At 77.2% G+C, this 13,823-nt stretch carries 12 protein-coding genes; 6 read left to right on the top strand and 6 right to left on the bottom strand.

Annotation, left to right across the window (positions count from 1 at the left end; genetic code table 11):
• Positions 1-259: 259 nt before the first annotated feature.
• Both purE and BM048_RS05410 read right to left on the bottom strand, forming a co-directional pair.
• Positions 260-802, bottom strand: a complete 543-nt coding sequence (gene purE, locus BM048_RS05405; protein WP_090031355.1) for a 5-(carboxyamino)imidazole ribonucleotide mutase — start codon at positions 800-802, stop codon at positions 260-262.
• Between the two features lie 82 nt (positions 803-884).
• Entirely contained in the window at positions 885-2,063 is a 1,179-nt protein-coding gene (locus tag BM048_RS05410) for a 5-(carboxyamino)imidazole ribonucleotide synthase (RefSeq protein WP_090031356.1), read from the bottom strand.
• A gap of 37 nt (positions 2,064-2,100) precedes the next feature.
• Between BM048_RS05410 and BM048_RS05415 the strand changes: the two genes are divergently transcribed.
• The gene (locus BM048_RS05415) at positions 2,101-2,652 is read left to right on the top strand and encodes a GtrA family protein (protein ID WP_239078855.1); all 552 of its coding nucleotides are present in this window, start codon (positions 2,101-2,103) and stop codon (positions 2,650-2,652) included.
• A 204-nt stretch (positions 2,653-2,856) separates the two neighbouring features.
• Here BM048_RS05415 and manA read toward each other — a convergent pair whose 3' ends face one another.
• The 3 genes from manA to BM048_RS05430 form a co-directional block, all read right to left on the bottom strand.
• Entirely contained in the window at positions 2,857-4,053 is a 1,197-nt protein-coding gene (manA, locus tag BM048_RS05420) for a mannose-6-phosphate isomerase, class I (RefSeq protein ID WP_090031660.1), read from the bottom strand.
• Between the two features lie 298 nt (positions 4,054-4,351).
• Positions 4,352-5,662: an ATP-binding protein gene (locus BM048_RS05425; RefSeq protein ID WP_090031358.1), complete on the bottom strand. Its 1,311-nt coding sequence runs from the start codon at positions 5,660-5,662 to the stop codon at positions 4,352-4,354.
• A gap of 31 nt (positions 5,663-5,693) precedes the next feature.
• On the bottom strand, positions 5,694-6,383 hold the full coding sequence (locus BM048_RS05430; protein ID WP_090031661.1) for a response regulator transcription factor: 690 nt from the start codon (positions 6,381-6,383) through the stop codon (positions 5,694-5,696).
• Between the two features lie 227 nt (positions 6,384-6,610).
• Between BM048_RS05430 and BM048_RS05435 the strand changes: the two genes are divergently transcribed.
• From BM048_RS05435 to BM048_RS05450, 4 genes are all read left to right on the top strand, one after another.
• Complete coding sequence (locus tag BM048_RS05435; RefSeq protein ID WP_090031360.1) at positions 6,611-8,062, top strand: sensor histidine kinase; 1,452 nt, start codon at positions 6,611-6,613, stop codon at positions 8,060-8,062.
• A gap of 75 nt (positions 8,063-8,137) precedes the next feature.
• The gene (locus tag BM048_RS05440; RefSeq protein WP_239078856.1) at positions 8,138-8,857 is read left to right on the top strand and encodes a response regulator; all 720 of its coding nucleotides are present in this window, start codon (positions 8,138-8,140) and stop codon (positions 8,855-8,857) included.
• A 172-nt stretch (positions 8,858-9,029) separates the two neighbouring features.
• A complete protein-coding gene (locus BM048_RS05445; RefSeq protein ID WP_090031362.1) occupies positions 9,030-9,857 on the top strand; it encodes an ABC transporter ATP-binding protein in 828 nt (275 codons plus the stop codon).
• Positions 9,857-12,457, top strand: coding sequence for an ABC transporter permease (locus BM048_RS05450; RefSeq protein WP_090031363.1), 2,601 nt, complete (start codon positions 9,857-9,859; stop codon positions 12,455-12,457). The genes BM048_RS05445 and BM048_RS05450 overlap by 1 nt, the downstream gene beginning before the upstream one ends.
• A 56-nt stretch (positions 12,458-12,513) precedes the next feature.
• On the opposite strand, the gene BM048_RS05455 is transcribed toward BM048_RS05450, so the two are convergent.
• Complete coding sequence (locus BM048_RS05455; RefSeq protein ID WP_139224307.1) at positions 12,514-13,032, bottom strand: hypothetical protein; 519 nt, start codon at positions 13,030-13,032, stop codon at positions 12,514-12,516.
• 494 nt (positions 13,033-13,526) lie between these two features.
• Here BM048_RS05455 and BM048_RS05460 point away from each other — a divergent pair, with 494 nt between their 5' ends.
• A complete protein-coding gene (locus BM048_RS05460; RefSeq protein WP_090031367.1) occupies positions 13,527-13,775 on the top strand; it encodes a WhiB family transcriptional regulator in 249 nt (82 codons plus the stop codon).
• Positions 13,776-13,823: the final 48 nt, after the last annotated feature.

A 13,823-nucleotide genomic window follows, 5' to 3' on the forward strand; every position in this document is an offset into this window, starting at 1 on the left:
GTCGAGGCCGCCGGGTTGCGCTGCCCGGTCCCGCCCGCACCCTCGTCGAACAAGGTCGACCCCGACCCCGCCGCACCCGCCCTCGTCCGCATGCGAGAAGTCCACCACCGGCCACTGACACGACGACCGGGAGCGCCCTGACGAGCCCTGACGTCCGAGCACGACCGGTCGGCGTCGCGCCGCGTGCTACTGGAGGCACGGTCACGCCGATCGAGCCGACCGTCGGACCCGTCGGACCCGTCGGACCCGTCGGACCCGGTCAGCCCGCGCCGAACCCCGTCGTCCGCGCCCCGCCCGCCCGCGCGCGCAGCCGCTCGCCCTTCTGCTCGGCCTGCTCGCGCAGCCCGTCCTGGAAGGTGGCCATGGCCGCGGACAGACGACGCGCGTCCTCGTCCACACCCGATGCCAGGATCCGGACCGCCAGCAGCCCGGCGTTCCGCGCCCCGCCGACCGAGACCGTCGCCACGGGCACGCCCGCCGGCATCTGCACGATCGACAGCAGCGAGTCGAGGCCGTCCAGGTGCGTCAGCGGCACCGGCACCCCGACGACGGGCAGCGTCGTCACCGCGGCCAGCATCCCGGGCAGGTGCGCCGCACCCCCCGCACCGGCGACGACCACGCGCAACCCCCGGCCGCCGGCCTCACGCCCGTACGCGACCATCTTGTCGGGCTGCCGGTGCGCCGACACGACGTCGACCTCCACCGGCACGTCGAACTCCGCGAGGACGTCGGCGGCGGCCTGCATCACCGGCCAGTCCGAGTCCGACCCCATGACGATCCCGACGAGGGGCTGTGCTGCCATCGCTCTCTCTCCTCCGCATGGCTGTGGACCTCCGACGGCCCCCGTCGGCGGCGCTCGACGACGACCGACGACGAACCGACGACTACCCGTCCGCCACGACCTCGCCGCGCAGCAGGGCGGCCGCCGCACGGCCCCGCCGCAGCAGGTCCGGCAGGTCGTCGCCGACCACGTTCACGTGGCCGAGCTTGCGCCCCGGCCGCACGTCCTTGCCGTACAGGTGCACCTTGACCCCGGGGTCGGCCAGCACGTCCGGCAGGGCCGCCGCGAGGTCCGGCAGCGTGCTGCCCAGCACGTTCACCATGACGGTCCACGGTGCGCGCACATCCGTGGCGCCGAGCGGCAGGTCCAGCACGGCCCGCAGGTGCTGCTCGAACTGGCTCGTCACGGAGCCGTCGAGCGTCCAGTGCCCGGAGTTGTGCGGCCGCATCGCCAGCTCGTTGACGAGCACGCGCGGGGCGCCGCCGTCCGGATCGGCGACCTCGAACAGCTCCACCGCCAGCACGCCCGTGACGCCGAGCCCCTCGGCCACCTGCACCGCGAGCGCCTCCGCCGCGGCCCCGGTCTCGGGGTGCAGGTCCGGGGCCGGCGCCACGACCTCGGCGCACACGCCATCCACCTGCGTGGACGCGACGACCGGCCACACCCGCACCTCCCCGGAGGGCCGCCGTGCGACGAGCACCGCCAGCTCCCGGGTGAACGGCACCTTCTCCTCGACGAGGAGCGCGGCGCCGCTGCCGTCGGCCGCCGCGGCGAGCCAGTCCGCGACGTCCGACGAGCGGCCGACGACCCGCACGCCCTTGCCGTCGTAGCCGCCGCGCGCGGTCTTGACGACGGCCGTGCCACCGTGCGCCGCCAGGAACGCGTCCAGCGCGGCGGCGTCCGGCACCGGCGCCCAGTCCGGGCACGGGACCCCGAGGGCACCCAGCCGGCGCCGCATGACGACCTTGTCCTGCGCGTGCGCCAGCGCCGCCCGGCCCGGGTGCACCGGGAGGCCCTCGTCGGCCAGGGCGTCCAGCAGCGCCCCCGGCACGTGCTCGTGCTCCACGGTGAGCACGTCGGCCCCGGCGACGAGGGACCGCACCGCCGCCTCGTCCGCGGCGGCACCCACCGGGGCGTCGGCGACGGCCTGCGCCGCGCTCGAGCCGGGTGCCTCGACGAGCACCCGCAGGTGCACCCCCAGGCCCACCGCGGCCGGCGCCATCATCCGGGCCAGCTGTCCTCCGCCGACCACCGCCACCACGGGCTGGGCGCTCCTCGTCACGGCGCAGGAGCCTAACCCGGTCGCCTACGATCCTCGGGTGCCGTCCGACCCCACGACGCGGGCCACGTCCGGACCCGACAGGGCCGGCGCCGCCCCCACCGCCACGCAGCCCCCCGCGCACGCCCACGCCCCGCACGACCACCCCGAGCACCTGCGCACGGCGCCGGTGCCGTGGCGGGTCCGGCTCGCGGAGCTCGCGCGCTTCGGGGCTGTCGGGGCGCTCGCGTTCGTGGTCGACCTCGGCCTGTTCAACCTGCTCCGCTTCGGCCCGGGCGAGCTGCTGATCCACAAGCCCCTGAGCGCGAAGATCATCTCCGTGCTCGCGGCGACCGCGGTCTCCTGGGTGGGCAACCGCTGGTGGACCTTCGCCGAGCACAAGACGGAGCGGCACGGGCGGGAGCTGCTCGCGTTCGTCGCGATCAACGTCGTCGGCATGCTCGTGCCGGTGCTGACGCTCGCGTTCTCGCACTACGTGCTGCACCGCACGTCGCCGCTGGCCGACAACGTCGCCACGGTCGTCGGCATCGGCCTCGCGACGATCGTGCGCTACCTCGGCTACAAGCGCTTCGTCTTCACCGGCAGCCGCTGACGCCGCACGAGGCGCGCCGCCACCGCGCGGCGTCGGCCCACGCCCTGCCCGTCCGGGCCGGGCGCCGGCAGACCAGGCGCGACGAGGTCGGACGCGACCAGGCCGGGTCCGACCAGGCCGGGTCCGACCAGGCCGGGTCCGACCAGGCCGGGTCCGACCGGGCCGAGGTCGGCGAGACCCGGCCGGTCGGGCCCCCGGCGGACGTCAGGGCACGTCCGCCTGGACGAGCACCCCGGCGCCCTGCGCGCACAGCATCCCGGCCGACGCCGGCACGAACGCCGACTGCCCGCGCACGAGCTCGAGCACGTGCCCGTCCCCCGTGGACACGACGACGTCGCCCTCGAGGCACAGCAGCACGCGCGGCCCGCGGCCCGGCACGCGGACCTGGCCCTCGTCGGTCAGCCGCGTCACCGACAGCTCGAAGTCGTCGACGGGCGCGTAGAAGATCTCCGTCGAGGTGAACACGCGCTCCGGGGCGATCCGGATGGGCGGCGCGGCGACGCAGTCGACGTTGTGCAGCAGCTCCACCGTGTCGACGTGCTTGGCGGTGAGCCCCGCGCGCAGCACGTTGTCCGAGTTGGCCATGAGCTCGACGCCGAGGCCCGACAGGTAGGCGTGCACCGCGCCCGCCGGCACGAACAGCGCCTCGCCCGGCTCGAGCGTCACGGGGTTGAGCAGCACCGACGTCACGGCACCGGGGTCCCCGGGGTACGCCTGCGCCAGGCGGAGCACGGTGCGGTCCGTGCGCGGCGACGGCGACCCATCGGCCAGGCGGCGGCCGCACGCCTCGACGAACGCGCTCACGTCGTCGGCACCCGGGCGCGTCGTCGGGGACAGCAGCCACTCGAAGGCCGCGCGCACGCCCGTGGGGTTCGGGTCGGCGACGAGGATCCGGTGCAGGTCGCGGGCGAGGTCGCAGTCGAGGTCGGCGAGCAGCTCGGCGACGCGGCGCGGCGCGCGGAACCCGACCATCGCCTCGAACCGCGTGAGGGCGTACACGAGCTCGGGCTTGTGGTTCTCGTCCCGGTAGCTGCGGTCGGGGGCGTCGCGCGCGACGCCGCGCGCGTCCTCCTCCGCGAAGCCCTCGCGCGCCCGCTCGATGGAGGGGTGCACCTGCAGCGACAGCGGCGCGTCGGCGGCGATGAGCTTGAGCAGGTAGGGCAGGCGCGCGCCGAAGCGCTGCACGACGTCCTGCCCGAGGTGGCCCGTCGGGTCCTGCTCCAGCAGCGCGTCCAGTGCCACGCCGCCGGCGCCGTCCTCGACGACCGCCGGGGCCGACGGGTGCGCACCCAGCCACAGCTCGGCGACCGGGCGCCCGTCCGGGACCGTGCCCAGGACGCTCGGGATCGCCGTCGTCGAGCCCCAGGCGTAGTGCTGCACGGCCGGGGTCAGACGGAACATGGGGGCGCCTCCGGTGTCGGTCCTGCCCGCATCGGCGGGGGCCGCACCCGGACGGGCGGCCGCGCGCGGGGTCGTGGTCGTCATCGTGGTCGTCCTCCTGCCGGTCGTCGAGCACCCGACGGGCGGACACGCCGGGGTGGGCCGGTCGTGGCACCGTGCCCGTCCCGGGACCCTGCCGGGCGCCGCGACGGACAGGTCCTACCGTAGAGGTCATTCGTCCGGTTCCTCCGGTGAGTCCCCTCACGTTCCCCCGGACGGCCGTCCCCCGACGACGAACGAGCCGCGACTCCCGGCCGGCTCAGCCCCGCCGCTTCCAGGGCGCGACCGCCGCACCGCGCGGCAGCACCACGTCCGGCCGCAGCGACGCCGGCACCCCCGCGAGGAACACCGCGAACACCGCCGGCCGTCGCTGCGCCAGCTCCAGCCGGCCCCCGTCGGCCGCCGCGAGGTCCCGCGCGAGCGCCAGCCCCAGGCCCGTCCCGCGCCCCGAGGTCACCTCCCGCTCGAAGATCCTCCCGGCGAGCTCGTCGGGCACGCCGGCACCCTCGTCGCCCACCTCCAGCACGACGGTCCTGCCCTGCCCCGCCCGCGAGCGCACGGTCGTCGTCCCCGCGCCGTGCCGCAGGGAGTTCTCGATGAGCGTGGCCAGCACCTGCGCGAGCGCTCCCGGCGTCGCCAGCACCTGCCGGGTGGGCTCCACCTCGACGACGAGGCGCCGGCCCGCCGCGGCGAACGTCGGCCCCCACTCCTCCTCCTGCTGGTGCACGACGTCGACGAGCCGGATCGCCTCCGTCGTCCCGCCCTGCGCCCGGCGGGAGCGCGACAGCAGGTCGTCCACGACGCCCACCAGCCGCTCCACCTGCTCGAGGCTGATCCGCGCCTCCTCGCGCACCGTCTCCTCGCCGGAGGTGAGCATGATCTCCTCCAGCCGCATCGACAGCGCCGTCAGCGGCGTGCGGAGCTGGTGGGAGGCGTCGGACGCGAACTGCCGCTCCGCCGCCAGCCGCCCTGCCATGCGGTCCGCGCTGCGCGCCAGCTCGGAGGTGACGAGGTCGATCTCCTCCACGCCCGACGGCTCCAGGCTCGGCCGCACCTGGCCCGAGCCGAGCTGCTCGGCCGACGCCGCGAGGTAGACGAGCGGGGCCGCGAGCCGGTTCGCCTGCCAGATGGCCATCGCGATGCCCGCGGCGAAGGCCACGACCGCCGCCCCGACGACCAGCAGGATCAGCCGCGCCCCCGCGAAGAACACGTCCCACCACGAGACCTGCAGGACGACGCCCGCCCCGTTGTCGGACACCGTCCGGACGGACTCCACGCGCCCGCCCGGCAGCTCCCCCGCCGTGTGCACGGTGCCGTCGACGTCGACCACCTGCACGTACGCGTCGAGCCCGCCCCCGCGCGTGTAGAACTCGAGCATCTCGTCGGTGATGGGCACGCCCTGGTCGATGCGGAAGTCGACGGCCCGGGCCAGGGACTCGGCCCGCGTCGAGAGCCCCTGCAGCGCGCCCTCGCGCACGAGCTGCGCGCCGAGGAACGCCAGGGGGAAGCCCAGGAGCACCACCGCCACCGTGACGGCGGCGACGGTGGCCTGCAGGACGCGGCGCCGCACGGGGTGGGCCGGTGGTGCACCGGGACGCGGGTCAGACCCGCGCCGGCCCCGTCTCGAAGCGGAAGCCCATGCCGCGCACGGTGGAGATGTAGCGCGGGGCGTTGGCGTCGTCGCCGAGCTTGCGGCGCAGCCACGACACGTGCATGTCGAGCGTCTTCGTCGAGCTCACGGGCTCGGAGCCCCACACCTCGCGCATGAGCACCTCGCGCCCGACGACGGTGCCGGCCGCGCCGACCAGCGTCCGCAGCAGGTCGAACTCCTTGGCGGTCAGGTGCAGCTCGCGCTCGCCCTGGAAGGCCCGGTGGGCCGCCACGTCGACGCGCACGTTCTGGGCGGCCAGCTCGTCCTCGTCGCCCGCCTCCCCGACGGACCGCCGCAGCAGGGCCCGCACGCGCGCCAGCAGCTCGGCCAGGCGGAAGGGCTTGGTCACGTAGTCGTCCGCCCCCGCGTCGAGCCCGACGACGAGGTCCACCTCGTCCGCGCGCGCGGTCAGCACGAGCACCGGCGTGGTCAGCCCCTGCGCGCGGATGGCGCGCGCCACGTCGAGGCCGTCCATGTCCGGCAGCCCGAGGTCGAGGACGACGAGGTCGGCGGCACCCGCGGCGGCGATGGCGCCCGCCCCGGTGCCTTGCACCTGCACCTCGTACCCCTCGCGGCCGAACGCCCGGGCCAGCGGTTCGGCGATGGCCGGGTCGTCCTCGGCGAGCAGCACCTGCGTCATGGCGGTCATGGTAGGGGATCCGCGCCACCATGGGAGACCCTCCCGTCACCCTCAGCGGACCAACAGCGGGTAAAGGTCCGCCCGGCCAGCGGGGGCGTGCGGACCTCGCGATGCACCACCACCGGCGAACCGGCGTGCCGCCGTCCTCCCCCGGTCGGGCACGCCGGCCGCCGACGTCGTCCCCCGGGCGGACGCCCCCGGGCGGTGCGGCGACCTAGCCTCGCGGCGTGAGGACCTCCGACGACCGCGGCACGACGACCCGGTGGCGTCGCTCCGCCGTGGACGCCGCCGTCGCGGCGGTCCTCCTGCTCGTGAGCCTGGCCACCGCCGCCCTGCCCTACGGCGGCTCCACCTGGCCCGTCCCCGTGGCGACCGTCGGGCTCGTGGCGCCGCTGGCCTGGCGCCGGACCCGCCCGGTGGCCTCCGCGGTCACCGTCTACGCGGTGGCGCTGCTGCACGTGCTGGTCGGGGTGCCCGTCCTCGTCCCGGCGGACTTCGCGGTGCTCGTGGCCCTGTACTCGGTGACGGCGCACGGCCCCGTGTGGGCGCACCGGACGGCGGCCGGCGGCGCGCTCGTCGGCGCCGTGGTGCTCGGCGGCGGGACCTACGGCTCGACCGACCCGTTCGGGGCGCTCATCGCGATGACGTTCACGGCGACGGTCGTGCTCGGGACCTGGGCGTTCGGCCTCGTGCGGCGCTCGCGCCGCGAGACCCTCGCCGCGCTCGTCGACCGCGCGGAGCGGCTGGAGGTGGAACGCGACCAGCAGGGCCGCATCGCCGCCGCCGCCGAGCGCGCCCGCATCGCCCGGGAGATGCACGACATCGTCGCCCACTCCCTCACCGTCATCATCGCCCAGGCCGACGGCGGCCGGTACGCCGCGGCCGCCGACCCGCCGGCCGCCACCCGCGCGCTCGAGACCGTCGCGGAGACCGGTCGCGCGGCCCTCGCGGACATGCGGCGCCTGCTCGGCGTGCTGCGGACCGACGACGAGGAGCCCGCGCCCGGGCCGGCCGTCCCGGGGACGGGCGCCGGCGCGACGAGCGCCGGCGCGACGGGCCCCGGCTCGACGGGGGCGCGTCCCGGCACCGCGCAGCCCGCCTCCGGCGACCCGGTCGGCCCCGGCCGGCGCAGCACGGGCGCACCCGGGGCCGCCGCGTTCTCCCCCGTCGCCCCCGTCGCGCCGCTGCCCGGCACGGAGGACCTCGAGGCGCTCGTCGGCCGCGTCCGCGCCGGCGGCCTGCGCGTGTCGCTCGCGCGCGTCGGGACGCCGCGCGCCCTGCCGCCGGGCGCCGGACTCACCGTCCACCGGATCGTGCAGGAGGCGCTGACCAACGTCCTCAAGCACGCCGGCCCCGACCCCCGCGTCACCGTGCAGCTGGCCTGGCGGCCCGCCGAGGTCCTCGTCGAGGTCAGCGATGACGGCCGGGGCGCGGCGGCCGACCTCGCCGACGCGGTCGTCGGCGACCCGACGACGAGCACCGCGTCCGGCGGCCCCGCCACCCCCGACGCCCCCGCCGAGCTCCCCGTCGCCGCCGACGGGCGCGGCCTGGGGCTGCGGGGCATGCAGGAACGCGCCGCCATGTTCGGCGGCACGGTCACCGCCGGCCCCCGCCCGGGCGGCGGCTTCCGCGTCGTCGCCGTCCTGCCCGCCCCGCCGATCGGGGGCGGCGCGGCCTGAGCGGGGGCTCGCGCCGGGCAGCGCGAGGACCCGACCTGCGCGGACGGTGCCGCTCGCGGTGGCACCCTGGTGCCCGTGAGCCAGCCCCCCGCCGACGGCCTCCCCCCGGTCCGCGTCGCCCTCGTCGACGACCAGGCGCTCGTGCGCGCCGGGTTCCGCATGGTCATCGACTCCCAGCCGGACCTGACGGTGGTGCTCGAGGCCGGCGACGGCGCACAGGCGGTGCGCGCGCTCGCGCCCGGGACCGGCCCGGCCGTCGACGTCGTCCTCATGGACGTGCGCATGCCCGTCCTCGACGGCATCGCCGCCACCGCGCAGGTCGTCGCCGCCGGCACGGAGGCCCACCCCGCCCCGCGCGTGGTCGTCCTGACGACCTTCGACCTCGACGAGTACGTCGTCGCCGCCATCCGCGCCGGCGCGAGCGGCTTCCTCCTGAAGGACGCACCGCCGGAGGTCATGCTCGACGCCATCCGCACCGTCCACCACGGCGACGCCGTCATCGCGCCGTCCAGCACGCGCCGGCTGCTGGAGCACCTCGTCCACGCCCTGCCGGAGGACGCCCCCGAGGCCGGTCCGGCCCACGCCGCGGTCGGCACCCTCACCGACCGCGAGCGCGAGGTGCTCGTCCTCATGGCCCGGGGCCGGTCCAACACGGAGATCGGCCAGGACCTCTTCGTCGCCGAGGCGACGGTGAAGACGCACGTCGGCCGCGTGCTGGCCAAGCTCGGCGCCCGCGACCGGGTGCAGGCCGTCGTGACGGCCTACGAGACGGGCCTCGTCCGGCCCGGCTCCTGAGCCCGGCCGGGCCTCACGAGCCCTGCCTCGTCCCGCGGCCGCACGACCTCGGGCCGCGGGTCCTCCCGGGGGATGACACAGCCGACGCACGGTCGGCACCGGGGACCGACGCGGCCCGGCACGGTGCCTCCGTAGCGTCGTCGACGTCCCGCCGACCTCGAGGAGAGCCACCGTGCACCCCACCGCCGCCGTCACCGACGGCCCCGCCCCGCAGCCGCCCGCCCCCGGCACGACCGCCGGCCCCGCCGCCTCCGCCCGGGCCCTGACGAAGGTCTACGGCCAGGGCGCGGGTGAGGTCCGCGCGCTCGACGGCGTCGACGTCGACTTCGCCGCCGGCCGCTTCACCGCGATCATGGGCCCCTCGGGCTCCGGCAAGTCCACGCTCCTGCACCTGCTGGCCGGCCTGGACCAGGCCACCTCGGGCTCGGTGCGCCTGGGCGGCACGGAGCTGACCGGCCTCGACGACGACGCCCTCACGCTCCTGCGCCGCGAGCGCCTCGGCTTCGTCTTCCAGTCCTTCAATCTGCTGCCCATGTTCACGGCGGAGCAGAACATCGTCCTGCCGCTGGGCCTCGCCGGCGCCCGACCGGACCCGGCGTGGCTCGACACCCTCGTGCGCACCCTGGGCATCGCCGAGCGCCTCGGGCACCGGCCGAGCGAGATGTCCGGCGGCCAGCAGCAGCGCGTGGCGATCGCCCGCGCCCTCGTCGCGCGGCCCGAGATCGTGTTCGCCGACGAGCCCACCGGCAACCTCGACTCGCGCTCGGGGGCGCAGGTGCTCAGCTTCCTGCGCCGCTCCGTGCGCGAGCTGGGCGGCACGGTCGTGATGGTGACGCACGACCCCGCGGCCGCCGCCTACGCCGACCGCGTCGTGCTGCTCGCCGACGGCAGGGTCGCCGGCGAGATCGCGGACCCGACGCCGGACTCCGTGCTGTCGGCGCTCGACGCCCTGCGCCAGCTCGACGGGTCGCCCGCGCTGCCGACGGGCGGTGCCCGCTGATGCTGCGCCTCACCTTCGCGCAGATGCGCCGCAGCCTGCCGCGGCTCGTGGCCGCGGGCCTGGCGGTCGCGCTCGGCACGGCCTTCGTCGCCGCGACGCTGCTCGCGGGCGACGTCCTCACCCGCACCACCTACGACTCCGTCACCGCCTCCTTCGGGCGGGCGGACCTCGTCGTCACGCGGGCGGAGCTGGAGCCGGCCGCCGTCGACGCCGCCGGCGACGTCCCGGGCGTGGACGCCGTCGCACCCCTGGACCAGGCGGTGCTCTCGGTCGCGGCGGGCGGCCGGACCGCCTACCCGCTCGTCCTGCCCGCCCCCGGCGACGAGCGCCTCGCCTCCGTCCGGGCCACCGCGGGCGTCCTGCCGCAGGCGCCCGGGCAGATCGCCCTGCCGGCGACCACGGCGACGCAGCTCGACGTCGGCGTCGGCGACCGCGTGCAGGTCGCCTTCTCCACGCCCGGCCCGGACGACACCTGGGTGGAGAGCACCGCCGACGTGGCCGTCACCGGCATCACCGCCGACGTGGCAGGCGCCTGGCAGCGCTACGGCGGCGCCGGTCTCGCGGACCCCGCCGACCTCGCGACGTGGGTCGGTGTCGGCACGGTGCCGACCCTGCTCGTCGCGGTCGACCCCGGCGCCGACGTCACCGCCGTCCAGGCCGCACTCCGGTCCGAGGTCGCCCCGGCCACGGGGGCCACGCCCCAGGTGCTCACCCGCGACGAGGCCGCCCGCGCCGCGGTGGCCGAGCTGTCCGGCGACGCCGACGTGCTCGTCGCCGTCGCGCTGGCCTTCGCCGCCGTGGCCCTCGTGGTCGCCGCGCTCGTCATCGCCAACACGTTCGCCGTGCTCGTCGCGCAGCGGACCCGGACCCTGGCGCTGCTGCGCTGCGTCGGCGCACGCCGCTCGCAGCTGGCCGCGTCGGTCGTCACCGAGGCGGCCGTCCTCGGCCTGGCCGCGTCCGTCGCCGGGCTGCTGGGCGGCACGGCGCTCGTGCAGGTCGTGCTGCTCGTGCTGGCCCGCACCTCCCCCGACGTGCCGCTGCCGACCACCGTCGCGCCGGGCCTCGCGGCGGTCGTCGCGCCGCTCGTCGTCGGGACGGTCGTCACGGTGCTCGCCGCGCTCGTCCCGGCGCGCGAGGCGACCCGCGTCAGCCCCGTCGCCGCGCTGCGCCCGCTCGACGCGCCCGTGCTCGGCGCGGCGGCCGGCCGCGTGCGCGCCGCCGTGTCGCTCGTCTCCGTCGTGCTGGGCGGACTGACCCTGGCCGCCGCCGTCGCCACGGGCCTCGTGCTCGGCGGCGGGGCGCTGCCGGCCCTCGCCCTGGGGATCCTGGGCGGCACGGTGTCGTTCGTCGGCGTGCTCGTCGGCGCCGTGCTGTGGGTGCCGCGCCTCGTCGCCGGGGTCGGTGCGCTCCTGGCGCGGACAGGCCCGTCGGCCCGGCTCGCCGCCGCCAACACGCTGCGCAACCCGCGACGCACCACGGCCACCTCGGCCGCGCTGCTCATCGGCGTCACCCTCGTGGCGATGATGAGCACGGGCGCCGCCACGGCCCGCACGACGCTGGCCGCGGAGCTCGACGAGCAGTACGCCGTCGACCTCGCGGTCACCTCCCTCGCCGGTCCCGGCGAGGCGGCGCTGCCGGCGTCCGCCGCCGACGACGTCGACCGCGTCGACGGCGTGGCCCGGGTCGCCGCCCTGGCCGGTGCGCCCGTGCTCGAGCTCGGCGGGCAGGAGCTCGGCGGCGGCACGACGGTCCTCGGCCTCGACCCGGCCGACGCCGGGGTCCTGCGGGCGCCGGACCTCGTCGCCCCGCTCGAGGACGGCACCGTGCTCGTGCCGGAGCGGCTCACGGAGAGCTACCTCGTCGTGCGTGACGGCGACACGGTCACCCTCACCGCCGGCAGCACGGCGGCCGGCAGCACCGCGGAGGACGGATCGGTCGTCGACCCCGCCGTGGGCGGCCAGACGCTCACGCTGCGCGCGGTGGTCGGCGACGTGCCGTCCGACGGCCTCCTCGTCACGGCGGCGACGCTCGCGCGCCTCGCCCCGGAGGCGGGCACGACGTCGGTCTGGGCGGCCCTGTCGGACGACGCGACGCCCTCCGCCGTCCTCGCGGCGGTCCAGGAGGCCCTGCCGACCGACGTCCCGCTGCAGGCCGTGTCCGGCGCGGCCGAGCGGGAGTCCTACGACCAGGTCATCGACACGATGCTGCTCGTCGTCGTCGGGCTGCTGGCCGTCGCGGTGGTCATCGCCCTCGTCGGCGTGGCCAACACGCTCAGCCTCTCGGTCATCGAGCGGCGACGGGAGTCGGCGACCCTGCGGGCCATCGGCCTCACCCGGGGCCAGCTCCGCCGGACGCTCGCGGTGGAGGGGGTGCTCGTCGCCGGGGTCGGCACGCTGGCCGGGACCGTGCTGGGCCTGCTCTACGGCTGGGCCGGGGCGGCGGCCGTGCTCGGCCCGGCCGGGCAGGTGCGGCTCGGGTGGCCCCTGCGGGACCTGGCGATCGTGCTGGTCGTGGCCCTCGTCGCCGGGCTGGCCGCCTCGGTGCTGCCGGCGCGCTCCGCGACGCGCACGCCCCCCGTCGCGGCGCTCGCCGTCGACTGACGGCGGTCCGCGGACCCTGTCACGGGCGCGGCCGGGCGACGAGGGGTCGGTGCCCCTCAGCGCCCGCCGCGCCCGTCGTCGTCGGTGGTCGCCGCGACCACCGACGGCGTGAGCAGGCCGGCGCCGACCACGAGGGCGAGCGCCGTCAGCAGCAGGACGGCCGGCGGGGCGCCGCTCGTCGCCCAGCCGGTGCTGACGATCACGAGCAGCACCTGGATCATCAGGACGGGACCGCGCGGCCACCGCTGCCCGTCCGCGAGGGCGAGCGAGCCCCGCCACAGCAGCGCCGCCACCCCCAGCGCCAGCACGACGAGGAACACCACAGCACCGATCGACCCCTGCCCCTGCCCCGCCGCCAGGCCGCGCCCGAGGTCGACGACGAGCAGCACCGCCAGCCCGGCGAGCAGCACGGCCTCGAGCAGCACCCCCGTGGCCACGACGGCCAGCGCTCGCGGGCGCACCTGGCGGAGGTCGACGAGGAGCCGGCGCCCCGGCGCGCGGTCTGCACCACCCGGACCGCTCGGACCGCCCGGCGCGGCGGGCGGCGGGGGCGGCGGCGCGGCGCGAGGAGGCACGCGGGCAGCCTACGGCGGGACACGACGAGCGGATCGTCGCATCGACCCGGCCCGGCCCGGCTCCGCCCGGTGACTTGTGCTCCTCCTGGACGGATCCCGAGAGGGACCGGTGGTGTACCACGCCGGGCTGCGTGCTCGTGACAGCCGTGCGACGATGGACGGGCCGTCCCCGACCGGGACGGCGTGCAGCACCCCCGTCGCCGGGGCCGCGCCACCGGGCCGGCCCCGCCCCGGGCAGCCCCTGACCACCCAGCTGACCAGCAGCTCCACCGGACGTCCCCGACAGACGGGACGTGCGGAACGGTCCGGCGCGGCGACAGCGACCGGTGTGACGCAGTCCTCACTCGTCATCGGCTCGAAACCTCCGCGTAACCCTTGTGCCGCGGCCCCGCGGGTGTGAACCTAGTACCAGCAAGTCATCCCACCCCTCGGCCCTCGGGCCGCCGCACGCCCTGGACCGGGCGTTGCCCCAGCATGCTGTGAGGAGATGTCCCATGGATTGGCGCCACCGCGCAGCCTGTCTCGACGAGGACCCGGAGCTCTTCTTCCCGATCGGGAACACGGGCCCCGCGCTGTCCCAGATCGAGGAGGCGAAGGCCGTCTGCCGTCGGTGCGACGTCGCCGACACGTGCCTGAAGTGGGCGCTCGAGACCGGGCAGGACGCCGGCGTCTGGGGCGGCCTCTCCGAGGACGAGCGCCGCGCGCTCAAGCGCCGCACGGCGCGCCAGCGCCGCGCGAGCTGACCTCGCCGCCAGGACCGCCGGCACGCACGACCAGCAGGACCTCACGGG

It is taken from the genome of Cellulomonas marina (genome assembly GCF_900111925.1).
GTDB classification, from domain to species: Bacteria; Actinomycetota; Actinomycetes; order Actinomycetales; family Cellulomonadaceae; genus Cellulomonas; species Cellulomonas marina.